The organism is Alteripontixanthobacter maritimus, assembly GCF_003340475.1.
Lineage (GTDB): Bacteria > Pseudomonadota > Alphaproteobacteria > Sphingomonadales > Sphingomonadaceae > Alteripontixanthobacter > Alteripontixanthobacter maritimus.
Genome location: NZ_QBKA01000002.1, coordinates 372,457 through 397,708 on the forward strand (window position 1 = coordinate 372,457; position 25,252 = coordinate 397,708).

The following is a 25,252-nucleotide window of genomic DNA, read 5'->3' on the forward strand; positions in this document are numbered from 1 at the left end:
GGAGCGACAGGGCTGGGGGTGGGAGCAGAGGTCAGGGCGTCAGGCCGGGGCGGGTGTCGCGGCGGAGGAAGGGCTGTCGCCGTTCTGGGCGCCGTTTTCGGTTGGCACGATTTCGACGATGATATCGCCCGGCTGCAGGTTCTGGCACTCATCCTCCCAGAAACCCAGCGCTTTACCCTTGCGGTAGACGCGCAGTCCGCGACCCCCGGTCGCCAGAGCGGAAATGGAGGAGCCGCATTCCTCATCCGTAACCTTGCGCTCCACCAGCTGCACGCGTCCTGTCACGCTGGCTAGGTCGGCCAGATATTCGGAGATATGCGCACCCTTCGCGCTGCCTGCCAGCAACAGTCCGGTAAAGCGTACCGGGTTGATGACGTTGTTTGCGCCGGCCTGCCGCGCCAGCAATTCGTTGTCGTCGGCCCGCACCACCACGCTGATCGGCACGTTTGGCGCCATGTGCCGCACGGTCAGCACGATAAGGATAGAGGTATCGTCGCGTCCCGCCGATACCAGCACGGATTGCGCTTCACTGATGCGCACAGCCCGCAGCGTATCGTCGCGCGTCGAGTCGGCAGCCATGACATTGCAGCCCATCGCTTCTGCAATGGCTAGCCGGTCTTCACTGGGGTCGACCACCACGATATCGCTCGGTTCGGTGCCCCGCTCGATAAGCTCTTCCACGGCCTGCGATCCGCTGATGCCGTAACCCAGCACTACGACATGTCCGCTCAGCTGTTCCTGTATTCGCGCCATGCGCCACTGCTCCCAGCTTCTCTTGATGATGAAATTATAGGCCGTGCCCACGAAGATAAAGAACACGGCGAAACGAATTGGTGTGACAATGATTGCCTCGACCATACGCGCCCGGTCGCTGATTGGCGCGATATCGCCGAACCCCGTCGTGGTGACGGAAATCATGGTGAAATAGACCACGTCGGAGAAGCTGACTTCGCCGTCCAGATTATCGACCAGCCCGCCGCGATCCCACCAGTGGATCAACACCACGATAGCCAGCAGGAAGATCGCGAGGCCGAGGCGGATGCCAAGATCGCCCCATACCGGCAGCGAGACCGCGCGCCGCAGCGGTCGGTACTTCGGACCCTTGATAACGCGCCCGTCACGCCGGGCCGGGCTGTTCGAATCGAGTATGCTCACTGCGCGCCGTTACCTGTTGCGCCGCTTGGGGAGGTAGCGACCGGGATCTACGTCGCGGCCATTGCGGGTAATTTCGAAATGGAGTTCGGGCCGGGTGGCCACACCCCCCTGACCGCCAATCCCGATACGCTCGCCAGCCTTTACCGTTTCGCCTTCGGCAACGGTAAGACGTGCAAGGTGGCCATATGTGGTATTCCAGCCATTGCCGTGATCGATGACAACCATGTGGCCAAAACGGCGGTTGTCGGTCTCAGTAAGCCTTACACTACCGGTGGCGGCAGCGCGGACCATGTCGCCCGGTATCACGGCGATATCCAGCCCATCATGCCCGCCGCCGTCGGCACGCTTGGCAAAGCCTGCAAGCACTTTGCCGTCATGCGGGCGGCGAAAAAACGGTCGGTCGCGCGGCACGCGGCGGCGAGCAGTGGGTTCGCCCATGACCGACGGGATGATCAGCCGTTGTCCGCTGCGAACGGCATATGGAGGATCGATACCGTTGGCGATGGCGATCGTAGAAAGCGGTACGCCTGCACGGTTGGCGATGCCGCCCTGCGTCTCGCCTGCTTTCACCCGGTGGCTGCGCTGGCGCGGGATGAACAGGCGTTCGCCTTTCTGTACGTCGTAAGGTTCGACCAGACCGTTGGCGGCTGCAATCACCGCTGCTTCCACACCGGCGCGGTTGGCAATACCGCCCAGCGTTTCGCCTTCCTCCACCACGTGATGGTTTTCGGTAGCGGGGTTGCCTGCCGCAAGCAGCGCGAAGGCGACGAAAGGCATCAAAAACGCGGCGCGCGATGACATGATCACGATGGATGTTTCCCGGCATACCGTTCGCCCAACTCGCCGAGCGAGGCGTGATGCGTCAGATCGAGCTGCAACGGAGTGACGGACACAAAACCCTCCTCGATGGCCTCCAGGTCGGTGCCATGATCCAGCGTGTGCTCGATCGGCTCCAGACCGAACCAATAGTATTTAAATCCGCGCGGGTCACGCCCTTCCACGACATTGCCCCGCGCATAGTCATGAAATCCCTGCCGGACTGCACGAATGCCCTTCACTTCGGATGCAGGCAAGGCCGGGAAATTCACATTGACCAGCGTGCGTGCGGGCAGCGGTGTATCGAGCAGCGGCGCCAGCACTTCTGCGCCCCATTCACGCGCAGCGTCGAAGGTGCTGGCGTCCGCTTCGCCGTTGCGGGCGTAAACCTGGCTCATGCTGATCGAGCGGATGCCGGCGAGCGCGCCCTCGATGGCGGCCGATACGGTCCCCGAATACGTCACATCGTCGCCAAGATTGGCACCGCGATTGACGCCGGACAGGATCAGGTCGGGTGGTTCGGGCAAGACCTGCCGCAGGCCCATCGTGACGGAGTCTGTCGGAGTGCCGGTGACCGAGAAACGGCGTTCGCCATGCTGGATCAGACGGACCGGGCGGGTAAGCGTAAGGGCATGTCCCATGCCGGACTGTTCCTCATCCGGTGCGCAAACCCAAATATCGTCCGAAAACTGGCGGGCAATCATTTCCAGCACGTCGAGGCCGGGGGCATGAATGCCGTCGTCATTGGTGAGGAGGATCCTCATGTGGCGAGCCCGCCGCTCACGCGCTCGGCTCCAACCGCCGGCAATCGCCCATATAGCCATGCAGCGCTTCCGGCACGTCCACGCTGCCATCCTCGTTCTGGTAGTTCTCCACCACAGCCACCAGCGTGCGACCGACAGCAAGCCCGGAACCGTTCAATGTGTGGACGAATTCAGTCTTCTTGCTGCCTTCGGGCCGATAGCGCGTATTCATCCGCCGCGCCTGAAAATCGCCGGTGTTGGAGCAAGAGGATATTTCGCGATAGGCATCCTGACCCGGCAGCCAGACTTCCAGGTCGTATGTCTTTTGCGCGCCGAAGCCCATGTCGCCGGTGCACAGCAGCAGCTTGCGGTAGGGCAGGTTCAGGGCCTGCAATATGCCTTCCGCATCGCCTGTCATCCGCTCGTGCTCCGCCTCGCTGTCTTCCGGCCGCACGATGCTGACTAGCTCGCATTTTTCGAACTGATGCTGGCGAATGAAACCGCGCGTGTCGCGGCCGGCGGACCCGGCCTCGCTCCGGAAGCATAATGTCAGCGCCGCCATCCGCATGGGCAGGGCGGCATCGTCCACAATCTCTCCCTGCACCGACGCTGTAAGGCTGACTTCGGCAGTAGGGATCAGCCAACGATCGTCGGTCGTGCGGAACGAATCTTCGGCAAACTTCGGCAGTTTGTCCGTGCCGTACATCGCAGCGTCATTCACCAGCACAGGCGGCGCACATTCGGTGTAACCGTTGGCCTGCGTCTGCCGGTCCAGCATGAACTGCCCGAGCGCACGGTGCAGCCGCGCCATGTCGCCGCGCAGGAAGGTAAAGCGCGCACCCGAAAGCTTCGCCCCGGTTTCGAAGTCCATTCCCAGTGCCGGGCCGAGGTCCGCGTGTTCCCTCGGTTCGAACGCGAATTCACGGCGCTCGCCCCAGCGGGACAGTTCGGTGTTGTCTTCCTCGCTGGCACCATCGGGTACATCGGCGGCCGGGGCGTTGGGCAAGCCAGCAAGCGCGTCCTGCAGTTTTTCACCAAGTTCGCGGTCGGCCTCTTCGAGAGCCGGCAGCTCTTTCTTCAATTGTCCGACTTCGGCCTTGAGGGCATCTGCGGTTTCGCTGTCGCCTTTGCCCATGGCCTGGCCGATCGCCTTGGACGCTTCGTTGCGGCGGCTTTGCGCCTGCTGCATCCGGGTGGCGACTTCGCGCTTCTGCCGGTCGAGCTCCAGCAGCCGGTCCGCCACCGACTCCAGTCCGCGCCGCTGCATCGCGGCGTCGAAGGTGGCGGGGTCGTCACGGATCAGGCGAATGTCATGCATGGGCGCGGGCTATGCCCAACTGCGCCGCGTATTTCCAGTGGCTTGGCAGGGTAAGGCCGGTTACGCTTATGACGGCGCGTTCAGCTTCGCGGCAGGTGGATGCCGCAATGGATGACAAACAGACATCGGTGGGAACACAGGCCCTGCGGCGGTCGTATTTTAATACGGTGTTGCCGGGTCAGGACATTGAAGAGGGGGCGTTTTTGCCGACTGCTGACGAACTTCCGCCGAAGCGGACGCCGTTCATTTCCTTGCTCAACGCCGCCCTGCAGATCGGCGTCCGCACAGGTCTTGCCGACGGGACACCGCTCGAGAAAGACCGGCTGCTGGACGCTGCGCGCAAAAGCGCAGGTATGGATGATTTCGGCGATCCCTGGTTCGAAAGGCCGCTGGACGCGCTGCTCGAAGCCATCGCTGCCGAGGCTAAGCTGAATGCGGCAGGGGTGTTTGCGGCCCGCCAGCAATTTCACAAGGTGCTGGTCGACAGACTGTGGGCGCAGGACTGGTTCCGCCGCCATCCTGAAATTCTCGAACGCTCAATTCCGCGTCCGGTGGTCATCGTCGGGCCGATGCGTTCCGGCACGACCAGGATGCACCGCCTGCTCGCCAGCGATCATCGGTTTTCGCACATGCGCAGTTTCGAAACCATCAGCCCGGTTCCGCGCCCCGATTTCGAGGACGTTCTGGCGGGCGAGAAAGAGGACTTCCGCCCGATCCTGGCCGCACGGATCATGAAGGTCGCCCGGCTGGCCAATCCGCGCACGCTTTCGATCCATCCCACCGGACCCTATGAACCGGAAGAAGAGCTCGGCCTGCTGGTTTCCAGCATGTACGGCATGAAGCACGAGGCGCAGTGGCAAGTGCCCACTTATGGCCGCTGGTGCGAGGGGGTCGATGCCACCCCTGCCTACCGCGCCATGGCAGACATGCTGCGCCTGATCGGCTGGTCGCAGCAGGAAAGCAGCATCAAGCCATGGATCCTGAAAACGCCGCAGCACATGCTGGACCTGCCCGCGCTGCTGACGGTATTTCCCGACGCGCGGCTGATCTTCACCCACCGCGATCCCAAGGCCGTGGTAGGTAGCGCCGCCAGCCTCGCCTGGAACCAGACGATCATCTATTCCGATGATGTGCGGCCGGAAGATATCGGGCGCGAATGGCTGCGTAAGACGGGGCTACAGGTGGATCGCATGATGGCGGCACGGCGCGGTATTCCGGCCGACCGCATGATCGACGTGCATTATGACGACATGGACCGCGATTGGCGTGGTACGATGGACCGGGTGTATAATTTTCTCGGCCTCGAAATCGATCCTGCGGTGCCGGCGATGGAAGATTTTCTCGATCGGTCACGGGGATTGAAACGTACGCCCCACCGCTACAGCCTGGCACAATATGGCCTGACCGACGGCGAAGTGGCTGACCGTATGGAGGGTTATATCGATGCGTTCGACCTTCGCAGCGAACTGCTTGCTGCCCGCCTTGTCGACCACGGTTGAACCTTCCCGGTTGCTGCACTTCGTCGGCTTTCGCGACGACCGTTACTGGAACGCCGTGCGCGTATTCGGCATTCCCGACATGATCCACCGCAATTGGGACGTTTACACCTCTAACGATATCGCGCCGGGCGATGTTGTAGTTCATGCGACAGGCGAGGCCGATCGCCTGCCGCGCAGCTTCTCCAGCGAAGCCGAAGCGAACCGCCGGAAACGGCGCAGGCGTCAGCAACCGACCGACTGACGGTGCGGCCCGTGTCCGTGCGTGTGGGCGGAACCGGAAGCGGGCCGAACCATTGTTATGACAAAAGGAGAATAGAATATGATCGGTAGACTTATTGGCGCATTCGTAGGCTCGAAAGCTGCAAAACAGACCAGCGCAATCGGCGGATCGACCGGCGCAGTGCTGGGTGTGCTCGCACCCACGATCCTCCGGCGGATGAGCATTCCCGGGATGCTCGCAATCGGTGCCGGTGGCTATCTGGTGAAAAAGCTGGCCGACAAGAAGGACCAGCCTGTTCCAGCCGACAAGAACGCGAGCACGCTTTCTACAGTGTAACCAAGCTCACCAAGAAATTAAAAAAAGGGTCGCGGAAGCGGCCCTTTTTTTACGCTGGTAAAGCAGCAAAGCTCTCCAGGCGAAACAAGCCCGCGCGTTTGACAAGCCGAGCCCAACTTAGCGAGGCCATTGTGCTGACGCGAAGATGGTGGGCGCGGCAAGGATTGAACTTGCGACCCCACCCGTGTGAAGGGTGTGCTCTACCACTGAGCTACGCGCCCGCCCTTTCGCAAAGCCATCGGTATTGGCTGCAGGGCAGGGGCGCGCCAATGGCATGGGCGTCGGCATGTGACAAGCGGTGATCGCGCTTGGGTTGGCGATGCAGCCACAAACTCGACCGTATTCGCATTAGGCCGCCTATCGGCCCGCGAATACCAGCGCCAGTTTCCGCATCCACCCCAATTCACGTGCTGCTGCGGTCATGTTCGCAGTCGGGGAAGTGGCCTGCGGCGGGCATGCGAGGCAATAGGCCTGCGCGCCTTTTGCCCCCAGCAGCAGTTCGAGATCACCGGCAATGCGCCCGAGACGCATGCGTTCGCTGCGTCCGATCATCGCGAACATATCGCCGCCTCGCACTTTCGCCATGGGAGCGCGCGCTTCGACGTCGTCGCCGATCAGCAATTGCCGGATGAGCGCATCGGCGCTGCTGGCTTCCTCGCCAAGATAGGTAACGTGCCAGTCGTCGCCGAGATCAGCCTTCTGTGCCGCCCATTCGAGCGCTTGCGGCAGGTCGCCATACTGGTCGACGAGGCCGATTTGGCGTGCCGCGCCGCCATCCCAAACGCGGCCCTGACCGATGCGGTCAACAGCTTCAGGCGTCAGTTTGCGCGCTTTCGCCACCAGCTTGATAAATTCGCCATATTGATGCTCAACCCCCGATTGGAGAATGGTCTCGACTTCGGGTGCGAAGCCACCGACAAAATCGGGTTCGCCCGATAGGGGCGTGGTCTTCACCCCGTCGGACGTGACACCCCAATATTCTGCCGCACGTTCGAACGTTGGCAGGACGGCGAACACGCCAATGGAGCCGGTTATCGTTTCAGGCTCGGCAAAAATCCGGTCGCCGGGCGTCGCCACCCAGTAACCGCCACTGGCCGCGACGTTGCCCATGGAAATCGCAATGGGAGTGCCGGCCTGTTTGTGGCGCAGGATGGCAAGGCGGATCTGCTCGCTCGCCGTGACCGAACCGCCGGGGGAATCCACCCGCACGACCAGCGCTGCAAGATCATCGTCAAGCGCCTCGTCCAGAATTCGGGCAATGCGTGCACCGCCGGCGGTGCCGGGGCCGGCATCGCCATCCTCGATCGTGCCTGCGATAGTCACGACACCGATTGCGGAGCCTGTGGTTTCAATAGGATTGTCGGAAAGCCAGGCGCTGTAATCGGTGTAGGCGTAAGCGCCGGGCGTATCGTCGATCGGGTCTTCGCCCGCCAGCTTCGCCACACGTTCGCCGAATTCAGTACGGGTGCCGAGCTTGTCCACCAGCCCGCCTTCCAGTGCAGCTGCAGCCAGATTGCCATCGGCTGCCAGCACCCATTGAGCTGGATCGGAGGTAATGCGGTCGAGCGCGATCTTGGGCCGCGCCTTCTTCACATTGGCCTGCCATTCCTCCCACAATGCGCCATAGAGCGAGCGATAGTTCTCGCGCGCGGCATCGGACATGGAATTGCGTTCAAACGGTTCGACGGCCGACTTGTAGGTACCCACACGGTAGACACGCGCGTTGACTTTGAGGTTGTCCAGCAGCTCGCCGTAATACAGCCGCCCACCGCCCGGACCGACTACCGCTGCGCCGCCCAGCGGATCGAGCCAGACCTCGCTGGCGTGGGAGGACAGCATGATCGCGCTGTCGCCATAGGCCATGGCGTAGGCGAGCACGGGCTTTTCGGCCTTGCGCACACGGTCCATCGCGGCGCCGATGGCTTGCAGATGTACCTGCCCGCCGCCCATGAACCCGTCGAGGTCAAGGACGACGGCCTTGATCCGGTCGTCGCCAGCAGCGGCATCGATCGCGCGCACGAGATCGCGGGCCTGGAATTCGCGCACCGGCGCTTCGCTCGCGAGAAGCGCGCTGAGCGGATCGATTTCGGACTTCTCCTCGACAATGCTGCCTGCCAGATCGAGATACAGCGCGCCTTCGCGCACCTGAGCCGGGCTGGGCCGAGCGGTCAGGACGGCATAAAGGAGGAGGAAGAACAACAGCAGGAACAACAGGGAAAGCCCGTCCTTCACAGCCACCATCAGGTGCCAGATCTTGCGCGCGAATGCCATTGAAGCCGATGTCCCCTGCCGAGCCGCGCAGCTTTCGCGCGGCCGCTATTCCTGTTTGTGCAGTGGACATAAGCGCACCCGCCGCGCCTTTCCACCCGAAACCGCTTGAGCGGCCTACCTCGCTCGACTAGGGACTTCGCTTTAATGACATCATCGGACAACATGCCGCCCGCCGGTTCGCATTATGCCGGGAAATACCCCGCCGGACGGCAGGCCTTTCCGCATCGCGACCTGCTCGGCATCGGGCGGCTGGAACGCCATGAAATCCTGTTCCTGCTGGATGAGGCACAACAATGGGTGGACCTCAACCGATCGAGCGCCAAGCATAGCGATGCGCTGGCAGGCCTGACGGTCATCAATGCGTTCTTCGAAAACTCCACGCGAACGCTGCTCAGTTTCGAAATTGCCGGCAAACGGTTGGGGGCGGACGTCGTCAATATGCACGCTGCCACCTCCAGCGTGAAGAAGGGGGAGACGCTGATCGATACCGCGATCACGTTGAACGCCATGCGCGCCGATGCCATCGTCATCCGTCACGGCAGCAGCGGGGCGGTGGACCTGATCGCGCAAGCGGTGGACTGCCCGGTACTGAATGCAGGTGACGGCAGTCACGAACACCCCACACAGGCGCTGCTCGATGCTCTGGCGCTTCGCCATGCCTTGCGCGAGCGGGGCGAGCCAGCGGACGATTTCACTGGCCTCAAAGTACTCATCTGCGGCGATATCCTGCACAGCCGGGTCGCGCGTTCCAACATATTGTGTCTTACTGCGCTGGGGGCCGATGTCCGGCTATGCGCTCCGCCCGCCCTGATGCCCGACGGTGTGGAAGCGATGGGCGCGAGCGTCTTTCACAATTTCGAAACCGCGCTGGACGGGGCGGATGTCGTGATGATGCTGCGCCTGCAGACCGAGCGAATGAACGGACAGTTCATTCCGAGCCCGCGCGAATACCATTATCTGTTCGGCCTTACCAAGGCGCGGCTGGCGCTGGCGGCAAGCGACGCACTGATAATGCATCCCGGGCCGATGAACCGGGGCGTGGAAATCGACAGCGAAGTGGCGGACTTGCTCGACCGGTCGATCATCACCCGGCAGGTTGAAATGGGCGTGGCGCTGCGGATGGCTTGCCTCGACGTGCTGACTAGAAAGGCGCGCGGTATCGAGGGGTGGGCATCGCAATGAAACAGGCAGCACCGCTGACGATTACCAACGCGCAGCTCGTTACGCCGAACGGGATCGAATATGGTGCGATCCGGCTTGCGGAAGGGCGCATAGCTGCCTTGGGCGCGGTATCGGCAGCACCGGGGGACCACGCACATGATGCGCGCGGGAAGCTTGTCACGCCCGGCCTCATTGATTTCGGCGTCTTCGCGATAGACAAGCCCGCGCTGCATTTCGGCGGCATCACCCGTGCAGCCCTGATGCCGGACCAATCGCCAATGCTCGATCTGCCGAGCCGCGTGAGCTATATTGCCAAAAGCGGTAAACCCGACCTGTGGGTGCATCCGCTGGCCGCCGCTACGCGCGGACTGGAAGGCGCGGAACTGGCCGAAATCGGATTGATGCGGGAAGCGGGCGCGCGCGGCATCGCAACCGGGCGGCGGTGGATTGCCGATAGCGGGATAATGTTGCGGCTGCTGCGTTACGCCGCGATGCTGGATATGGTGGTCGTGACCCATGCCGAAGATGGCGGTCTGGTCGGCGACGCTGCAGCGACTTCCGGGGAGATGGCCACCCGGCTCGGCCTGCCGGGAGCACCGGCAGAGGCCGAGGCGCTGGCGGTTGCGCGTGACATTGCACTGGCCGAGATGTCCGGCGCACGATTGCATATCCGGCAGGTGACTACCCGCGCGGCTCTCGATCTTGTGCGTGCGGCCAAGTCGCGCGGTGCTGCGGTAACGGCGGGTGTTACCCCGGCGCACTTCATGCTGTCCGACCTCGAGACGCAGGGCTTCCGCACCTTCATGCGCCTTTCCCCACCCTTGCGCAGCGAAGATGATCGGCAGGCGGTGCGCGAAGGCATCGCAGACGGCACCATCGACCTCATCGCATCCGGCCATGATCCGCGCGGTCCCGAAGACAAACGCCTGCCCTTCGCCGATGCAGAGCCCGGCATGGCCGGGGCGGAGACTTTGCTCGCCAGCACGTTGTCACTGGTGCGTGACGAGGTGGTGGACCACGCTCGCGCCATTGCCTTGCTGACTTCGGCCCCGGCCGCCTTGCTGGGCGTGGAAGCCGGCGTGCTGGCAACCGGAATGGAAGCGGACGTTGCCATCATCGATCCCGACAAGCCGTGGATCGTGGACACCGACCGGATGGCGGCGAGCGCGGGCAACACGCCGTTCGACGGGCAGCCAATGCAGGGGCGCGTAACCGCCCTGTTCAAAGGCGGTGTGCAAGTGGGTGATTGACGTCAGACTGACGGGCGGCACGCCGGTCCGAGCGTAATTGCAAGCGGGCAAAGAAAAACCCCTCCCGGCCAGAACTCTTGCGAGCAATGTTCGGAAGGGGCTTTCCACTCGGTGGAGCGTTGCGGGCTTTAGCGTTTTGCCACCCGAATTCCAGTATCTATTGCGCCGGGCAGTGGTTTACCTTCCGCCCACGTGATGCAGCCATGGCCCTTGGCCTTCACGCTGGAGCACATCGATGCGGCCGCCCGCGGTGCCAGGCCGCCCGCATTCACGCGGTAATAAGTCTTCCCGCGCACACGTGCCTTGGTGATGACCATCTCATAATTCGCCAAGCTTGCGTCGCGGGCGGTGTAGATACCCCAAGCGCGCTTAGCACCCTGTTCGCTGCGGAAACTGCCTAACTGCACAAGATGCGTGCCGCTGGCGGACGCAGGAATGGCGCGGCTGGCGGTACGTTTGCGCGCTGGCTTAGGCGCTGCGCCATAGCGTACCGGCATGGCTTGCACGACTGGCTTGGATACGAAATCGGCCGCAGCTGCGGCGACTTCCACGAAGTTCCTGCCGGTCGGTGCCGGAGCCTTGAAGGCATCGCGGAAAGTGGCCGGACGTGCGGTATCGGGCGTTGCGGTCGCGACCGGGGCAGCCTTGGCAACGGGCATTGCGCGCAGCGGCGGCAAAGCGGGAGCATTCATTGCAGCTGTCGGTGGTAGCTCGCCGCCTTCAGGCGGAGCCATCACTGATGCGGAAGCCTGTTCGGGCAGGGTGGCGGCAGCTTGCGCTACCATCTGTTCCAGCCCGGGATTGTTGGCGAGCGCGAGCTGCGCAGGTTGCCCACTATCGGCCGCGATCGGAACGGATAGCAAGGCCGCCACACGTTCGCGCGATTTATCGGGATGCGCCTGATGCGCCCACTCCGCGATCCGTGCGTCCAGCTTGTCGCCTGCCACGTCTTCTGCGGCCATGATCCGTGCCCCGCGCCAGTTGCCTTGCAAGGCGTAAGCATAGGCAAGGTTCTGGCGGGTCTTTGCGTCGGATTGCTGGCGGATCGCATTGCCCAGAATGTGGACACCGCGATCGGGATTGCCGGCCAGAGCGTAAGCGAGGCCGAGGTCGGCGGGCGCGATCTGCTCGCTCCAATCATCTAGCACGGCGATCGCTGCGGCGTTCTGGCCTGCTGCGATGGAAGCCAGTGCAAAACTCAGTGCGGTGCGCGAGGTAGTGTCACCAAGCGCCATTGCATCGTCGAATGTCTGCGCTGCGGAAACAAAGCGGCCCTGATCCATGTAGACCGCGCCGAGCATGGTCCGGTAAGCGGCATTGCGCGGTTCGGCGAGCACTGCGGCCTCGGCAAACTCGAGCGCTTTTTCCGATTTGCCCTTGGCCAGTGCCTGCTGTGCCTTGCTGGCCGACAGATCGGCGCGCGGTGCTGCCTTGGTGGCGCACCCTGCCAGAGCGATCGAGGCGAGTGCGGTCGATGCGACAAGCGCGATCATCCGGCTTTTCGAACTTGAGTGTGGCTGGCGGTTCATTGAATTATTCCCCGTTGCAAAATCATGATTTGGTCATCTGCGAAGCGAATTTGTCGATGTCGGGCATGTCGCCCAGCAGTGCATCGAGTGCTTCGGTCAATAAGGCCTGCGCGCTGCGATTGTGCAGCGTGCTGGCAAGGCGCAGCTTCAGATGACGGTCCGCGTCAAGACGAAGTGTGAAGGCGGCCCGTTTGCCGCGGCTGAAAGCAGTGCGACGGGCAGGCGCGTCGCGCTGCGGTACGATCCGTTCTATCGGACCATCGGCTGTCTCTATGTCCGGAATGCTTGCCGACTTTACGGTGCTTTCCTGCGGGCGATCATCCGATGATACGGGTATGGACTTGATCCGGCCGAACGGAGCGGCGGTGCCCGGATCCGGCTCGACGGACAGATCATTTGCGGGCGCAGGTTCTACTTTCGTAGGTGCTTCCCGTACGGGCGTTTCCTGAATAAGCGCTTCTTTTGCTACCGGCTCGTTCGCCGCCATGCGGTGGGCCAGGCTTTCCAGCTGCTGGCGTACCTGAGGGCTGTCTTTACGCGCCAGCTGCGCTTCCGCCTCGCGGTCGTGCGCCCGGGCCTCGGCTTCCGCTTCGGGATTGACAGGCGCGGGTGTCAGAATACTGAGATGGGCCTGATCGACCGTGGGGGCCTCGTCTTCGCCCATGTCGTTCCAGCCAAGATCTTCCAGCGCTTCGTTCCTGTCATGGGCGTCCATGTCGTGCGCGGCATTGCCCGAGCCGTTCATTGCTGACAGCGGAGCGAGTTGCGGGCGCATGGCCGGTTTCGCGCCGCCCTTGCGGGCAAGCAGCGTCGGGCTGAGCGAGGCAAATGAACTTTCGGACAATGGGGCGATCCCTTCTATTCGCGCTTACTGCGCGACGCGGCGGCCGAAACCTCCGCCTGCGGGACGGTAATTACCCTGTGCCTGCGGCGCCGTTCCGGGCGCTGCGAAGACAGTGCGGCGGAAGTTCTTCTCCAGCCGGTCGGAAACGTAGTTCCACAGCGCGGTCACTTCGGCGGCGCTACGGCTTTCCGGATCGACTTCCATCACGGTGCGGCCATCGATCATCGATGCAGCAAAATCCGTGCGGTGGTGGAGAGTAATGGGTGCGACCGTGCCATGCTGGCTGAGCGCAACGGCGGCCTCGGACGTGATCTTGGCCTTGGGCGTTGCGGCGTTGACCACGAACACCAGCGGTTTGCCGGCCCGCTCGCAAAGGTCGACCGTGGCGCCCACGGCGCGCAGATCGTGCGGACTGGGGCGGGTGGGGACGACGATCAGTTCGGCCACACTGATCACACTCTGGATAGCGAGGGTGATGGCCGGCGGGGTGTCGATGACCGCCAGTTTGAAGCCCTGCTGGCGCAATACCTGCAGATCGTTTGCCAAACGTTGTACGGTAGTCTGGGCGAAAGCGGGATATTCCGCCTCGCGTTCGTTCCACCAATCGGCCAGCGACCCTTGCGGATCGATGTCGATCAGGACGACTGGCCCTGCGCCCGCCCTTTGTGCCTGCACGGCCAGATGCCCCGACAAGGTAGTCTTGCCCGATCCGCCTTTTTGCGAAGCCATTGCCAATACACGCAAAGGATATCCCCCGGTTCGTCCGCTGAGTGTCTCCGCCCATTGCGAAGTTCGAAGGGTGAATTCGCAGCATACCCCTAATTTTGGGTTAATAACGACAGGACAAGATGGGCTTTTCAGCCATTGCCCGGGTACAATTTGCCCGTGTGCAGGTGGGGCTGTATGATGGCAGCCTGTATATATTTTCGCAGGAAACTCTTTGCTAACGCATCGTTCACTATAGCAAACTGCATTTGCGGGTCATTCGAGGATCCGCCCCAGGGCAGGGTTTGCCGAACAGAATAGGGGCCGTGATGACTATTTGGGCGCGCGGAATTCGCCGATCGATGCTGACAAGAAGCTTGTTGGCAGGAGCGTTAGTGGCAGGGGCCTTCATGACGCCCGGCGCGGCGCAGGCCGACGTGAAGGCCGGCGTAGATGCGTGGGCGCGGGGCGACTGGAATGCGGCCGTGGCTCAATGGCAAACCTTGGCTGTTGCGGGCGACGCCGACGCGCAATTCAATATGGCCCAGGCATACCGGCTTGGGCGCGGGGTCGAACAGAGCACCGCCAAGGCGGAGGCGCTATATGCCGCCGCAGCAAAGCAGGGACATATCAAGGCGGCGGATAATTACGGGCTGCTCCTGTTTCAGGATGGTCGCCGCGAAGAGGCCATACCCTATGTGCGCGCCGCATCGGACAGGGGTGATCCACGCGCGCAATATCTGCTCGGCATAGCGCATTTCAACGGCGATCTGGTGGAGAAGGATTGGGTCCGCGCCTATGCACTTCTGACGCTCGCCAACCAGACCGGCCTGCCACAGGCCGGACCCGCCATCAGGCAGATGGACGATTTCATCCCGCTGGATCAACGAAGCGAAGCACAGACGCTCGCTCGCACTCTGGAAGCCAAATCCAAGCGCAACCGCGCGAGCCAGCTTGCCGCTGCCGACCTAGGCAATGGAACTGCTGTTACGGCTGCCACGCCCGCGCGTATCGCAGCAAACACGCCTGCACCCGGCGGACCGGCCGCTACCACTCAGGCCGACTTGCCGCGCCAGCCCACTGCCAGCGGGGCAAATGTCCCGCGTCAGATTGCCAGCATGGCGGTATCGCCGTCGGTGGCCGCAGCGCAGGCTGCAGTTGAAGAGGCGGTCCGCGTAACAGGTACCAGCACACCGGCAAATGCCGGCGCGGACTATGCCCGAAGCAGTACCCGTATTGCATCCCGTCCTTCTGTGGTGGCAGCAGCGTCCCCCGCCGCTACTCCGACAACGGCCCCGACGCGCCAGGCTGCTGTCCGGCCCGCACCAGCCCCTGTAACAAGCGTGGCCAGCGCCGCCGGGCCTTGGCGCGTACAATTGGGGGCGTTCGGGGTGGCCGGTAATGCGGACCGGCTATGGACCAAAGTGTCCCGCCGGGCCGAACTTTCCGGCAAAACCAGGTTCCTCGTGCCGGCAGGTCGCCTGACCAAATTGCAGGCTGGCGGCTTTACCACCAGGTCCAGCGCACAAGCCACGTGCAACACTCTGAAGCGCAGCGGACAACCCTGTATCGTGACGAAGTAACCGAACTTCGCTCCGTCTGCCGGTGTCTCACCGGTCGGCTGCAATCGGCTTTTGAACGAAACGAGCTCCTCGAACTGCGGATGCTTGCGCTACCGCGCCGGACCACATAGGCCGCACACGGTTCAAGCGGGGGCATAGCGATTACCAACGAAGCGAAACCCGACAGTCCGATAGTCGCCGCACTGTATGATGCGCCCGCTACGCCGGATCTGCCTGCGCAATCGCCTGCCAGTCAGGGCGAGCGGCTGATCGGGCTCGATTTTATCCGCGGTGTGGCGGTACTCGGCATCCTGTTTGCGAACATTACGGCTTTTGGACACCCTTTTCTTGCATACACTTGGCCTGCGGCGCTGCCCGATGGTGGCACCGCTGCGGATAGCTGGGTCTGGCTGTTCCAGTTCGTCGCAGTGGACGGCAAGTTTCGCGGGATATTCACCGTCCTGTTCGGGGCCGGGTTGTTTTTGTTCATGGAGCGGGTCTGGGCCAAAGGCGGCTCACGCTGGCTGCAGGCACGGCGGCTTGGCTGGTTGCTCGCGTTCGGACTGGCGCATTTCTTCCTGCTGTTCTTCGGCGACATCCTGACAGCCTACGCCATCTGGGGGCTAGTGGCGCTGTCCATGCTGAAGCTCGAGGCCAAGACGCAATTCTGGACCGGCATAATCCTGTACATCTTGTTCGGCCTAATTTTGATGTTGGCATCATCGGGGCAGGCATTGCCCGAGCTCATGCCGCAATTCTGTGTCCAGGCCGCAGAGATGTGCGACCAGTTGGATATCGAACGTGGGCGGATGATATCCGACATGGCGGCGCAGCAGTCGGCCTACGGAGCGGGTTCTTACGCCGATATGCTCTCCTACCGCGCGACGGAGCAATGGTCGCTTCTGGCGAAAGGAGCAGGATTTGGCTTTACCGAAACGCTGCCGCTCATCCTGATTGGAGTGGCATTCTATCGCTGGGGCGTGTTCGATGGCCGCGCGCCGCGGGCGAAATTGGTCAGACTGGGCTGGGCAGGGGTGCTTGTCGGCTCTGCCATCACGCTTGGCTTGGGGCTGTGGGTGATGAGCCGGGACTTCCCGTTCTGGACCACCAGCTTCGTGTTCTTCGGCGCATCCGGCCTGCCGCGCCTGCCGGTAGTGTTGGGTCTCGTCTGCCTGCTTGGCGTATATGGACCCCAGCTTGCCAAAGGCGCGCTGGGTCAACGGTTCGTGGCCGCAGGGCGTATGGCGTTTTCGAACTACATCGGCACCTCGGCGCTCATGCTGCCGGTGTTCGGTAGTTGGGGCCTTGGCCTGTTTGGCGAGCTTTCACGGCTTGAACTGCTGGGCATCGTGCTGGCGGTGTGGGCGTTGATGCTGCTGTGGTCGAAGCCATGGCTGGAAGTATTTCGCTATGGCCCGCTGGAATGGCTCTGGCGCTGTCTGACCTATTGGACGCTGGTACCGATGCGGCTTGAGCGCGCCGCAGATTAATCCGCAGCGTCCAGTTCGCGCTCCACTTCGTCCTCCGCGCGTTCCATGCGGCGGCGCGCCTTCGCTTCTTTCAGACGTTCACGGTTGCGATGCGCGGCTACCCGCGTTTCCATGGCGAACAATCCCAGGCCGGTAACCAGGAACGCCATCGTGACGATCCAGGCCAGCGCTGTAAGCTGGCCGATTTGCGGAGTGATGAAAGCCGATATGAACAACAGCGCGATGACCACGCTGATAGTCAGCGCCGCCAGCGTACTGAACAGCACCGCGCTCTGCGCAAAATTGCGGCGCTGCTCAAGCGAGGGAAGGTCACCGACCAGACTGCCGGCGCGCCCTTCCTCGTCCATCCGGGTGATCCGTTCGATCCTGTCCGCCACCCAGATCAGCCGGTTGGTCATCACGTTCATGATTGCACCGATAGCGGCCAACAGGAAAGCCGGGGCCAGCGACAGCTGCACCACGGATTGCACCCGCAAGGTGCTGGAAGTGCGTTCGAGAATGTCGGAAGGATTGATGTCAGTCGCGAGAAGCAGTTCAAGCATGGGAATTGCCGATCAGTTTTTCTTGAACGGGTTCTTCGGACTTTTGAGAACGACGCGCACCGGAACCGCCTGAAAGCCGAGCTCGCGGCGGATGCCGTTCACCAGATAGCGCTCGTAACTGGTCGGAAGCGCATCCAGGCGCGTGCCGAATACCACGAAGCGCGGGGGCCGGGTGCCGGCCTGGGTAATGTAGCGCAGCTTGATCCGGCGGCCCTTTGGTGCAGGCGGAGGATTGGCAATCAGCGCATCGTCGAACCAACGATTGAGAGCGCCGGTCGGCACACGCTTCGACCAGGTTTCGCGGATTTCGAACGCCGCACCCAGCATCTGGTCGATGCCCTTTCCGGTCAGCGCGCTGACCGCAAATAACGGCATACCGTGGACCTGCGACAAGCCCTCTTCCAAGGCAAAACGGATACCATTGAACAGTGAGCTGGCGTCCTCCGCAATGTCCCATTTGTTGATGGCCACGATCAATGCGCGGCCTTCCTCGATCGCCATGCTGGCGATCTTCAAATCCTGATGTTCCAGCCCCTGCGTCGCATCGAGCAGCAGCACAACCACTTCGGCAAAATCGACCGCCCGCTTCGCATCGGCAACCGACATCTTTTCCAGCTTCTCGGTCACGTTGCGTTTCTTGCGCATTCCAGCGGTGTCGATCAGGCGGATTTCGCGCACATCACCGGTGGCCGGGTCTTTCCATTCCCAATCGACCGCAATCGAATCGCGGGTAATGCCCGCTTCCGGCCCGGTCAGCAGGCGATCTTCGCCCAGCATCCGGTTGATGAGCGTGGATTTCCCGGCGTTCGGACGGCCGACAATGGCAAGCTTTAACGGCTGTGCGAGCAGTTCCTCGTCGGACAGTTCTTCGGTGGTCGGCGGGGTGTGCGCGGCTTCTTCGGCCTTAGCACCGATGACGGGCCACAGCCCTTCGAACAATTCGGCGATGCCCTCACCATGTTCGGCGGAAATGGGGGCAGGCTCTCCAAAACCAAGGGCGTAGGTTTCCAGAATGCCGCTATCGCCTTCCTTGCCCTCCGCCTTGTTGGCAACCATCACCACCGGCACGTCGTTTGTCCGCAGGTAACGCGCAATTTCCTCGTCGAGCGGGGTCACCCCGGCGCGCGAATCGATTACGAACAACACCGCATCCGCGCCTTCCAGGCTGGCTTCCGTCTGCTTGCGCATTCGGCCCGGCAGGCTGGCCGCGTCCTCGTCCTCCCACCCGGCGGTATCGATGACGTCGAATTCCATATTCGCGATAGAGGCCTGCCCAACGCGGCGGTCACGCGTGACGCCCGGCTGGTCGTCGACGAGCGCAAGCCGCTTGCCTACCAGCCTGTTGAAAAGCGTGGACTTGCCGACATTCGGACGGCCGATGATAATAACTTGGGGACGCATAATGCGCGCCAAGTGGGCGCTATGGTGCGAATTGGCAAGCTTAGTGGTCGGTGAGCCAAGGGAATTGACGAGGGCCAAGATGGCCAATCGTCCCGCATGGTGAATTCGGGTTAACCACTTTTGGGGGGATGGTTTAAACCCCATGCGGCAAATAACTGCCGGAATGAAACTGCCGGTCCTCAAATTCGTTCCCGCGCTTTTAATCAGCGCTGTCGCAATCACCATTTCAGGGGTTGCGCCGCAAGCTGCGGAAGCTTCGGATAACCGGCGCAATGCTGGCGCGATCCGGTCTGGGGAGCTGCCGCCCTATCTCCAATGCGTGCCTTATGCGCGCCAGATTTCCGGCATTCGAATTTTCGGCGACGCGCATACCTGGTGGAGCCAGGCCGCGGGGCGGTTCGAACGAGGCACGCGTCCGCGTATCGGTGCCGTTATGGCGTTCCAGCCGCACCGCAAGATGCGGCTCGGCCATGTCGCTGCGGTTAGCCGAGTGATCGATTCGCGCACCGTACTGCTCAAACATTCCAACTGGTCGCCCATTAACGGCAGGCGCGGTCAGATCGAGGACGATGTACGCGCAATCGACGTGTCGCCGAACAATGATTGGAGCCAGGTTCGGGTGTGGTATCACCCGCTACAGGCGCTGGGCAAAACCGCGTGGCCGGTTCACGGGTTCATATACAACGGCAATCACAAAGGGGGTGCGAAACCCGGCCGGCAGTTCGACAGCAAGCGCATCGCCCGGGTGGCGCCCTTCAAGCCTGCCGCGTTGCATCCGGCCCGCGCACAATCCAGCCGCGCTTTTTTAAGCGCGTTCGGCAATCTCGACGCGGTGAAGAAACCGGCCACACGTTCCGCCGTTCGCAATGTGCGTACGGCACCGCATACGGCTCCTCCGGCGCGCATTGTCAAAGCCATGCTGAAGCCGAAGAGCCAGTCGCAGCAGGACCGCGTGGCAGCTGCCATTTCTCGCTACGACTGACCGTGCGCGGCACCAAAGCCGCACCAGTTCAGGCTTTTGCGACAGGCGGACTGTCGCCCAGATCCTCGAACCAAGCTTCGACGGAGCCGTTCAGCTTCAGTGTCAGCGGCTGACCTTTGCGGTCCATCGTCTTGCCGGCCTGCACGCGCACCCAACCTTCGGCAATATCGTATTCTTCGATATCGGTGCGGACACGATCCTTGAACCGGATGCCGACGCCGCGCTGCAGGGCAGGTTCGTTGAAATGCTTGCTGCGCGGATTGACCGACAGCTGCATGGGCGGAACGTCGGGTGTGTTCGCGCCTTCTGTGACGCTGTCTGTCGCATTGGTTTCGGAAGCGGTTTCGGAATTGTTCTCGGTCATAGGGCGCGCACCTAATCCCGCCTGCCGTGTTGGGCAAGACTTATGGGGCAGGGTGCGCCAAGGATCGCTTGCCCTTTTGCGCCCGCCATTATAGAGGCGGCGACTTCACCGCGGGGGCGTTTGCCCTCGCGTTTTGTTTCGTTCAAGCTCGCGGGCGTGGCGGAATTGGTAGACGCGCTGGTTTTAGGTACCAGTATCGCAAGATGTGGGGGTTCGAGTCCCTTCGCCCGCACCAGTTTCAGCTTCCGCTGGCCCGTTCCGCGCCCGGCCGTCAATCTGGCTGGGACAATCGCAGTTCATTGCAGTTCACAGCATTTCACAAAGGTTCCAAACCGCGCCATGCAGATCAAAGAGACCGCCAGCGAAGGCCTCAAGCACTCCTACGAAGTGACCATTCCCGCCAAGGATATCGAAGCCAAGATCGATGCCGAAGTGAAGAAGATCGCGCCGCAGGTGCAGATGCCCGGCTTCCGTCCCGGCAAGGTGCCGGCAAATCTGGTGCGCAAGATGCACGGCGAACAGCTGCATGGTCAGGTCGTGAACGACATGATCCGCGATTCGGTCGACGGTCTGATCAAGGACAAGAAGCTGCGCCCCGCGATGCAGCCCAATGTGCAGTTCGGTGACGGGTATGAGCAGGGCAAGGATGCCACGCTGACCGTGGATCTGGAAACACTGCCCGACATTTCTGCTCCCGATACCGATGGGATGAAGCTTGAAAAACTGAATGTGCCGGTGACGGACGAGCAGGTGGACGAATCGCTCCAGAACATCGCCGCGCAGCAAAAAAGCTACAAGGACGCGCCGAAATCGAAAAAGGCTGGCGACGGCGATCAGCTGATCATCGATTTCACCGGCAGCGTGGACGGTGTTGAATTCGAAGGCGGCAAGGCCGAAGCGGCTCCGCTCGTTATCGGGTCCGGGCAGTTCATCCCCGGCTTCGAAGAACAGCTTACGGGTGCGAAAACCGGCGATGAGAAAACCATCACCGTAACCTTCCCCGAAGATTATCCGGCCGAGAATCTGAAGGGCAAGGAAGCCCAGTTCGCCATCGTGGTGCAGCAGGTAAAGGTCGAGGACGAAACCAAGCTCGACGACGAATTCGCCAAGCAACTCGGCCTCGACGGTATCGACAAGCTGAAGGAATTGCTGCGCGGCCAGCTGGAGCAGGAAACTGCCGGCCTCACCCGCACACAGATGAAGCGGCAGTTGCTCGACAAGCTGGCTTCGGGGCATGACTTCGAGGTGCCGCAGGGCATGGTCGATGCCGAGTTCGAACAGATCTGGCAGCAGCTTCAGCAGGAAGCCGCACGGGACGAGAACCCGGAAGAAACCATGAAGGAAATCGAGAGCGAGAAGGACGAGTATCGCTCCATCGCCGAACGCCGTGTGCGCCTCGGCCTGCTGCTATCCGAGATTGGCCAGAAAAACGGCGTACAGGTCACCCAGCAGGAAATGCAGACGCTGATCCAGCAGGCTGTGCAGCAGTACCCGGAAGACCAGCGCGAACGCTTCCTGGAAATCATCCGCACGAACGAAATGGCCGCCGCCCAGCTGCGCGCGCCGCTTTATGAAGACAAGGTCGTCGATTTCCTGTTCGACAAGGCTGACATCACAGACCGCGAAGTGACGCGCGAGGAGCTGGAAGCCGCCATCGAAGCGGACGAGGCGGAAGACGCCAAGCCTGCCAAGAAGAAGGCTGCGCCAAAGAAGAAGGCCGCGGCGAAGAAGGCCGATGGCAAGAAAGAAGCGCCAGAAAAGGGTGCGGCCAAATCGGGCGACGACAAGAAGGCGCCTGCCAAGAAGCCGGCAGCCAAGAAATCGCCGGCGAAAAAAGCTGATGGCGAGGCCTCCGTGAAAAAGCCTGCGGCCAAAAAGGCTCCCGTCAAGAAGCCTGCCGCGAAGAAGGCGGCTACCAAAAAATAGCGCAGCGTTCCGGCGTTGCCGAGCGGCCCGCTATTCCCTTTCGGAATAGCGGGCCGTTCTTATTTTGCACGTGGACGGGTTGGATGGACTGCTATCTGGCTGTCGTTTCTCGAATGTCAGCCCAGATACCTGTCAGGAAAGCATCTCGTCGGCATTCCCGTACCCTATCGCGCGTCGGGCGAATGGCCCATCATGTCCTCTTCCTGCCCATGATGGATATGGGCCTTGCGCCGTTCGACCCAACGGATGATCGGCCCAGCGCTCATGCCGTGGATCACTATGGAGGCGAGGATGGTAAAAGATACCGTTGCCCACAGGACTGGCAATTGCGGAAAGGTGGCATGGGTCTGGCCGTAAGCGAGGTAATAGATCGACCCCATGCCGCGCACGCCGAGGAACGCGATTGCCAATTTACCGGGCCATTGGGACCGGCAGTTCAGCTCAGCGAGTAAGCCGGAAAGCGGGCGGATGACGAAGATCAGCGTCAGGCCGACCAGCGCGGCAGGCCAGGTCAGCGCGCTGAGTACCCCGCTTGCCAGCATTGCGCCGAACCCGAAGAGAACCGCCACCAGCACGATCTGTTCGATCTGGTCGATGAAGTGGTGGGTGATCTTGTGATAACGGCTGCGCGCCTCCCGCTGGCGGGCCGTAACCGCGCCGACGAACACGGCGAGGAAGCCGTATCCTTCGACCACTTCGGCCAATCCATAGGCGAGCAACAGCGTGCCGAGCACCACCAGCCCTTCGCTGGTCGAGTATTTAGGTGCGTCGCTTTCCACATCCTCCATCGGTGCGTCGGCTTCGCGTTCGAACACGTACCATGCGCCCCAGCGGCCTACTGCGTAGCCCACGATGCAGCCTACCGCGATACGCCAGATTACGTCGAACGCGGTCCATTGCAGTAGGGTGTAATTGAGGTCGCTGCCCAATGCGGTAATCCCGACCAGCGCGATGGCGAGATAGGTGAAAGGAAAGGCCAGTCCGTCATTCACACCGGCCTCCACCGTCAGCGAAAATCGCACGTCGTGGCGCTTGTTCTCACCAGGCGGGCCAACCTGCACGCTGCGGGCGAGCACTGGATCGGTCGGGGCCAGGGCCGCACCAAGCAACACGGCGGAAGCAGGAGCAAGGCCCAATGCCCACCAGCCAAGCAACGCCACCAGCGCGATGGTCAGCGGCATGGCGATTGCCAGCAGCGGCCAGATCTGGCTCCAGTTTTTCCAGCTGACCGGCCGGTCGATCGCAATCCCCGCTGCCATCAGCGAAGCGATCACGATAAACTCCGTCACATATTCCAGCGCAATGGCATCGAACCCGTCCATGGCCGGATTGAGTACCGGCAAGCCTATCGGAAGCGAGAAAACGAGAAATCCTGCAGCCACATAGACCAGCGGCAGGGACAGCCAGTATTTCGCCAGCTTCCGTTCCAGGCCTACGGCAAGCACCAGTCCCACCCCAAACAGGATGAACAGCAGGATGCGCGGATCGAAATCCAGTGGCATCAGTTAGACCCCGCGTCGGAGCGCCAGGGCTGATAGGTCGGTTCTGGAAGATCAGCGGAACGCGCGCGCTCGTAAGCCGCACCTGCTTTCAACACGGTATGATCGTCCCACTTCGCGCCCAGCAGGCTGAGGCCGACGGGCAGGCCCTCCACGTGGCCCATGGGCACCGTCAGATGCGGTGAGCCAGCGATGGCGGCGGGCGATCCGAATCCGATGCTGCCGTTGAAAGCATCCCCGTTTACGAGGTCGCTGACCCATGCCGGACCCCGGGTGGGAGCCACCAGCAGCGCGACATTGTGCTGCTCCATCAGTGTCTCGGTCGTTTCAGGGCCGGCAAGGCGTAAGGCCGTGGCGCGATCCTTGCGGTATTGATCGGCGTCCGTCTTCGCGTCGGCATCGATGAATATGCTTTGCCCGAACCAGCGCAGTTCGCGATCCGCATTGGCTGTGTTGAAGGCGATCAGGTCGGCCAGGCTACGCGGTGTGTCGCGGCCTTCGATATCCGGGATGGAGCGTAGATATTTGCCCATCTCCTCCCGCAATTCGTACAATAACACGCCGTAGCTGGCGCCATACATGGCCGCATCCGGTTCGAACTCGATATCCACCAGCACCGCGCCTGCACGCTCCATATCGGCCAATGCGGTTTCGAACACCGCAGCCACGCGCGGATCGTCGCCGGTCTGTCTGCGCATCACGCCGATGCGCATGCCGCCAAGCGATGCGGTGTCGAGCCCGGAGGCGTAGTCCGTGTTCCGGTCGATGCGCGGCGAGAGGGTGATGCTATCCTCCTCGTCCGGCCCGGCCATGGCGCCCAGCAGCATGGCGGCGTCCTTGACGCTGCGCGCCATCGGACCGGCAGTATCCTGCGTGCTGGAGATCGGTACGATGTGGCGGCGGCTGATAACGCCGACGCTGGGCTTGAAGCCTACCACACCGTTCATGCTGGCGGGGCAGGTGATGGATCCGTTGGTCTCGGTGCCGATTGCGGCCCAGGCGAAGCCCGCCGCAACCGCCGCCCCGCTGCCCGAAGACGATCCGCAGGAATTGCGATCGGTGGCGTGGGGGTTCTTCACCAGCCCACCCACTGCGCTCCACCCGCTGGTGGAGTCATTGTCGCGGATATTGGCCCATTCGCTCAAGTTTGTCTTGCCCAGAACAACAGCACCTGCGCGGCGCATGTTGGCGATCAGCGGCGCGTCGCGGCCGGTCATATTGCCTGCCAGCGCCAGACTGCCGGCGGTCGTGGGCAGCTCGCGCGTTTCGATGTTGTCTTTCACCAGCACCGTCCGCCCGGCGAGCGGGAGGCCCGCCATCTGAGCCATGTTGGCATCCTGCGCTGCGTTAGGATTGACCGCGATGACTGCATTCAGTTGCGGGCCGGCATCGTCCAGCAGGGCAATGCGGCGCATATAGCGGGTCGCTTCGTCATAGGCATTGCGGTCCAGCATCACCGGTTCGTTGAACCGTTCGTAACTGGCGACCTGCCGCGCGGCGGAAGGGGCAGGATTGTCGATCGTCGTAAAGCTGACGCAGCCGCCCATTGTCAGAGCGATTGCGGTTGCGATTGTCTTGGTGAAGCGGGCGGGCGTCTGGAAGGTCATCGATGCACCATGGCAGGCCGCCCCGGCGATGC

At 62.3% G+C, this 25,252-nt stretch carries 22 protein-coding genes and 2 tRNA genes; 10 read left to right on the plus strand and 14 right to left on the minus strand.

All coding sequences use genetic code 11. From position 1 onward, the window contains the following. Positions 1-39 precede the first annotated feature (39 nt). From HME9302_RS01935 to serS, 4 genes are read right to left on the minus strand one after another with little or no spacing between them, the layout of a single operon-like run. A complete protein-coding gene (locus HME9302_RS01935; RefSeq protein WP_407641329.1) occupies positions 40-1,149 on the minus strand; it encodes a potassium channel family protein in 1,110 nt (369 codons plus the stop codon). A 15-nt stretch (positions 1,150-1,164) separates the two neighbouring features. Next, a complete protein-coding gene (locus HME9302_RS01940; protein WP_181815651.1) occupies positions 1,165-1,932 on the minus strand; it encodes a M23 family metallopeptidase in 768 nt (255 codons plus the stop codon). Between the two features lie 26 nt (positions 1,933-1,958). Beyond that, positions 1,959-2,735 (minus strand): 5'/3'-nucleotidase SurE, encoded by a 777-nt coding sequence (gene surE / locus HME9302_RS01945; protein ID WP_115365611.1) that lies wholly within the window; start codon positions 2,733-2,735, stop codon positions 1,959-1,961. Positions 2,736-2,751: 16 nt separating this feature from the next. Next, positions 2,752-4,032 (minus strand): serine--tRNA ligase, encoded by a 1,281-nt coding sequence (gene serS / locus HME9302_RS01950; RefSeq protein WP_115365612.1) that lies wholly within the window; start codon positions 4,030-4,032, stop codon positions 2,752-2,754. A gap of 107 nt (positions 4,033-4,139) precedes the next feature. On the opposite strand from serS, the gene HME9302_RS01955 reads away from it, so the two are divergent. The 3 genes from HME9302_RS01955 to HME9302_RS01965 all read left to right on the plus strand — a co-directional run bounded on the left by HME9302_RS01955 (position 4,140) and on the right by HME9302_RS01965 (position 6,087). Next, on the plus strand, positions 4,140-5,531 hold the full coding sequence (locus HME9302_RS01955) for a sulfotransferase family protein (protein ID WP_115367401.1): 1,392 nt from the start codon (positions 4,140-4,142) through the stop codon (positions 5,529-5,531). Further along, entirely contained in the window at positions 5,515-5,772 is a 258-nt protein-coding gene (locus tag HME9302_RS01960; RefSeq protein ID WP_230079837.1) for a hypothetical protein, read from the plus strand. Before HME9302_RS01955 ends, HME9302_RS01960 begins: the two co-directional genes overlap by 17 nt. Before the next feature lie 78 nt (positions 5,773-5,850). Beyond that, positions 5,851-6,087 carry a hypothetical protein gene (locus HME9302_RS01965; RefSeq protein WP_115365613.1) on the plus strand — a complete coding sequence of 79 codons (237 nt, stop codon included), beginning with the start codon at positions 5,851-5,853 and terminating at the stop codon, positions 6,085-6,087. A gap of 146 nt (positions 6,088-6,233) precedes the next feature. Here the strand turns inward: HME9302_RS01965 and HME9302_RS01970 are convergent. Both HME9302_RS01970 and sppA read right to left on the minus strand, forming a co-directional pair. Then, a tRNA-Val gene (locus HME9302_RS01970) sits at positions 6,234-6,308 on the minus strand. Between the two features lie 136 nt (positions 6,309-6,444). After that, entirely contained in the window at positions 6,445-8,358 is a 1,914-nt protein-coding gene (gene sppA, locus HME9302_RS01975; protein ID WP_115365614.1) for a signal peptide peptidase SppA, read from the minus strand. Positions 8,359-8,502: 144 nt separating this feature from the next. On the opposite strand from sppA, the gene HME9302_RS01980 reads away from it, so the two are divergent. Next, complete coding sequence (locus HME9302_RS01980; protein WP_230079838.1) at positions 8,503-9,540, plus strand: aspartate carbamoyltransferase catalytic subunit; 1,038 nt, start codon at positions 8,503-8,505, stop codon at positions 9,538-9,540. Further along, positions 9,537-10,769: a dihydroorotase gene (locus HME9302_RS01985; protein WP_115365616.1), complete on the plus strand. Its 1,233-nt coding sequence runs from the start codon at positions 9,537-9,539 to the stop codon at positions 10,767-10,769. The genes HME9302_RS01980 and HME9302_RS01985 overlap by 4 nt, the downstream gene beginning before the upstream one ends. Positions 10,770-10,897: 128 nt before the next feature. Here HME9302_RS01985 and HME9302_RS01990 read toward each other — a convergent pair whose 3' ends face one another. The 3 genes from HME9302_RS01990 to HME9302_RS02000 are packed head-to-tail and all read right to left on the minus strand — an operon-like array spanning position 10,898 to position 13,871. Beyond that, positions 10,898-12,298, minus strand: coding sequence for an SPOR domain-containing protein (locus HME9302_RS01990; protein ID WP_115365617.1), 1,401 nt, complete (start codon positions 12,296-12,298; stop codon positions 10,898-10,900). 22 nt (positions 12,299-12,320) lie between these two features. Beyond that, a complete protein-coding gene (locus HME9302_RS01995) occupies positions 12,321-13,142 on the minus strand; it encodes a hypothetical protein (protein WP_115365618.1) in 822 nt (273 codons plus the stop codon). A 24-nt stretch (positions 13,143-13,166) separates the two neighbouring features. Then, on the minus strand, positions 13,167-13,871 hold the full coding sequence (locus HME9302_RS02000) for a ParA family protein (protein WP_456061805.1): 705 nt from the start codon (positions 13,869-13,871) through the stop codon (positions 13,167-13,169). A 305-nt stretch (positions 13,872-14,176) separates the two neighbouring features. Between HME9302_RS02000 and HME9302_RS02005 the strand changes: the two genes are divergently transcribed. Both HME9302_RS02005 and HME9302_RS02010 read left to right on the plus strand, forming a co-directional pair. After that, positions 14,177-15,430: an SPOR domain-containing protein gene (locus HME9302_RS02005; protein WP_115365620.1), complete on the plus strand. Its 1,254-nt coding sequence runs from the start codon at positions 14,177-14,179 to the stop codon at positions 15,428-15,430. Between the two features lie 272 nt (positions 15,431-15,702). Next, positions 15,703-16,899, plus strand: a complete 1,197-nt coding sequence (locus HME9302_RS02010) for a DUF418 domain-containing protein (RefSeq protein ID WP_230079839.1) — start codon at positions 15,703-15,705, stop codon at positions 16,897-16,899. On the opposite strand, the gene HME9302_RS02015 is transcribed toward HME9302_RS02010, so the two are convergent. Then, positions 16,896-17,441, minus strand: a complete 546-nt coding sequence (locus HME9302_RS02015) for a DUF2721 domain-containing protein (protein ID WP_115365622.1) — start codon at positions 17,439-17,441, stop codon at positions 16,896-16,898. The genes HME9302_RS02010 and HME9302_RS02015 overlap by 4 nt on opposite strands. A 12-nt stretch (positions 17,442-17,453) precedes the next feature. Then, on the minus strand, positions 17,454-18,842 hold the full coding sequence (gene der / locus HME9302_RS02020) for a ribosome biogenesis GTPase Der (protein ID WP_115365623.1): 1,389 nt from the start codon (positions 18,840-18,842) through the stop codon (positions 17,454-17,456). Between the two features lie 163 nt (positions 18,843-19,005). On the opposite strand from der, the gene HME9302_RS02025 reads away from it, so the two are divergent. Continuing rightward, positions 19,006-19,824, plus strand: a complete 819-nt coding sequence (locus tag HME9302_RS02025; protein WP_115365624.1) for a CHAP domain-containing protein — start codon at positions 19,006-19,008, stop codon at positions 19,822-19,824. Between the two features lie 28 nt (positions 19,825-19,852). On the opposite strand, the gene HME9302_RS02030 is transcribed toward HME9302_RS02025, so the two are convergent. Further along, positions 19,853-20,188, minus strand: coding sequence for a DUF3297 family protein (locus HME9302_RS02030; protein ID WP_115365625.1), 336 nt, complete (start codon positions 20,186-20,188; stop codon positions 19,853-19,855). Positions 20,189-20,338: 150 nt separating this feature from the next. Between HME9302_RS02030 and HME9302_RS02035 the strand changes: the two genes are divergently transcribed. Both HME9302_RS02035 and tig read left to right on the plus strand, forming a co-directional pair. Beyond that, positions 20,339-20,423, plus strand: a tRNA-Leu gene (locus tag HME9302_RS02035). Between the two features lie 104 nt (positions 20,424-20,527). Then, on the plus strand, positions 20,528-22,114 hold the full coding sequence (gene tig / locus HME9302_RS02040) for a trigger factor (RefSeq protein WP_115365626.1): 1,587 nt from the start codon (positions 20,528-20,530) through the stop codon (positions 22,112-22,114). Between the two features lie 164 nt (positions 22,115-22,278). Here the strand turns inward: tig and HME9302_RS02045 are convergent, their stop codons facing one another. Next, the gene (locus tag HME9302_RS02045; RefSeq protein WP_115365627.1) at positions 22,279-23,616 is read right to left on the minus strand and encodes a cation:proton antiporter; all 1,338 of its coding nucleotides are present in this window, start codon (positions 23,614-23,616) and stop codon (positions 22,279-22,281) included. Then, positions 23,616-25,220 (minus strand): amidase, encoded by a 1,605-nt coding sequence (locus HME9302_RS02050; RefSeq protein ID WP_230079840.1) that lies wholly within the window; start codon positions 25,218-25,220, stop codon positions 23,616-23,618. The genes HME9302_RS02045 and HME9302_RS02050 overlap by 1 nt, the downstream gene beginning before the upstream one ends. Positions 25,221-25,252 lie beyond the last annotated feature (32 nt).

Coding starts and splice junctions, on each gene's coding strand:
- HME9302_RS01940 (WP_181815651.1), bottom strand. CDS start 1,932: ATGCCTTTCGTCGCCTTCGCGCTGCTTGCGGCAGGCAACCCCGCTACC.
- surE (WP_115365611.1), bottom strand. CDS start 2,735: ATGAGGATCCTCCTCACCAATGACGACGGCATTCATGCCCCCGGCCTC.
- serS (WP_115365612.1), bottom strand. CDS start 4,032: ATGCATGACATTCGCCTGATCCGTGACGACCCCGCCACCTTCGACGCC.
- HME9302_RS01955 (WP_115367401.1), top strand. CDS start 4,140: ATGGATGACAAACAGACATCGGTGGGAACACAGGCCCTGCGGCGGTCG.
- HME9302_RS01965 (WP_115365613.1), top strand. CDS start 5,851: ATGATCGGTAGACTTATTGGCGCATTCGTAGGCTCGAAAGCTGCAAAA.
- sppA (WP_115365614.1), bottom strand. CDS start 8,358: ATGGCATTCGCGCGCAAGATCTGGCACCTGATGGTGGCTGTGAAGGAC.
- HME9302_RS01980 (WP_230079838.1), top strand. CDS start 8,503: ATGACATCATCGGACAACATGCCGCCCGCCGGTTCGCATTATGCCGGG.
- HME9302_RS01985 (WP_115365616.1), top strand. CDS start 9,537: ATGAAACAGGCAGCACCGCTGACGATTACCAACGCGCAGCTCGTTACG.
- HME9302_RS01990 (WP_115365617.1), bottom strand. CDS start 12,298: ATGAACCGCCAGCCACACTCAAGTTCGAAAAGCCGGATGATCGCGCTT.
- HME9302_RS02000 (WP_456061805.1), bottom strand. CDS start 13,871: ATGGCTTCGCAAAAAGGCGGATCGGGCAAGACTACCTTGTCGGGGCAT.
- HME9302_RS02005 (WP_115365620.1), top strand. CDS start 14,177: ATGACTATTTGGGCGCGCGGAATTCGCCGATCGATGCTGACAAGAAGC.
- HME9302_RS02015 (WP_115365622.1), bottom strand. CDS start 17,441: ATGCTTGAACTGCTTCTCGCGACTGACATCAATCCTTCCGACATTCTC.
- der (WP_115365623.1), bottom strand. CDS start 18,842: ATGCGTCCCCAAGTTATTATCATCGGCCGTCCGAATGTCGGCAAGTCC.
- HME9302_RS02025 (WP_115365624.1), top strand. CDS start 19,006: ATGAAACTGCCGGTCCTCAAATTCGTTCCCGCGCTTTTAATCAGCGCT.
- HME9302_RS02030 (WP_115365625.1), bottom strand. CDS start 20,188: ATGACCGAGAACAATTCCGAAACCGCTTCCGAAACCAATGCGACAGAC.
- tig (WP_115365626.1), top strand. CDS start 20,528: ATGCAGATCAAAGAGACCGCCAGCGAAGGCCTCAAGCACTCCTACGAA.
- HME9302_RS02045 (WP_115365627.1), bottom strand. CDS start 23,616: ATGCCACTGGATTTCGATCCGCGCATCCTGCTGTTCATCCTGTTTGGG.
- HME9302_RS02050 (WP_230079840.1), bottom strand. CDS start 25,220: ATGACCTTCCAGACGCCCGCCCGCTTCACCAAGACAATCGCAACCGCA.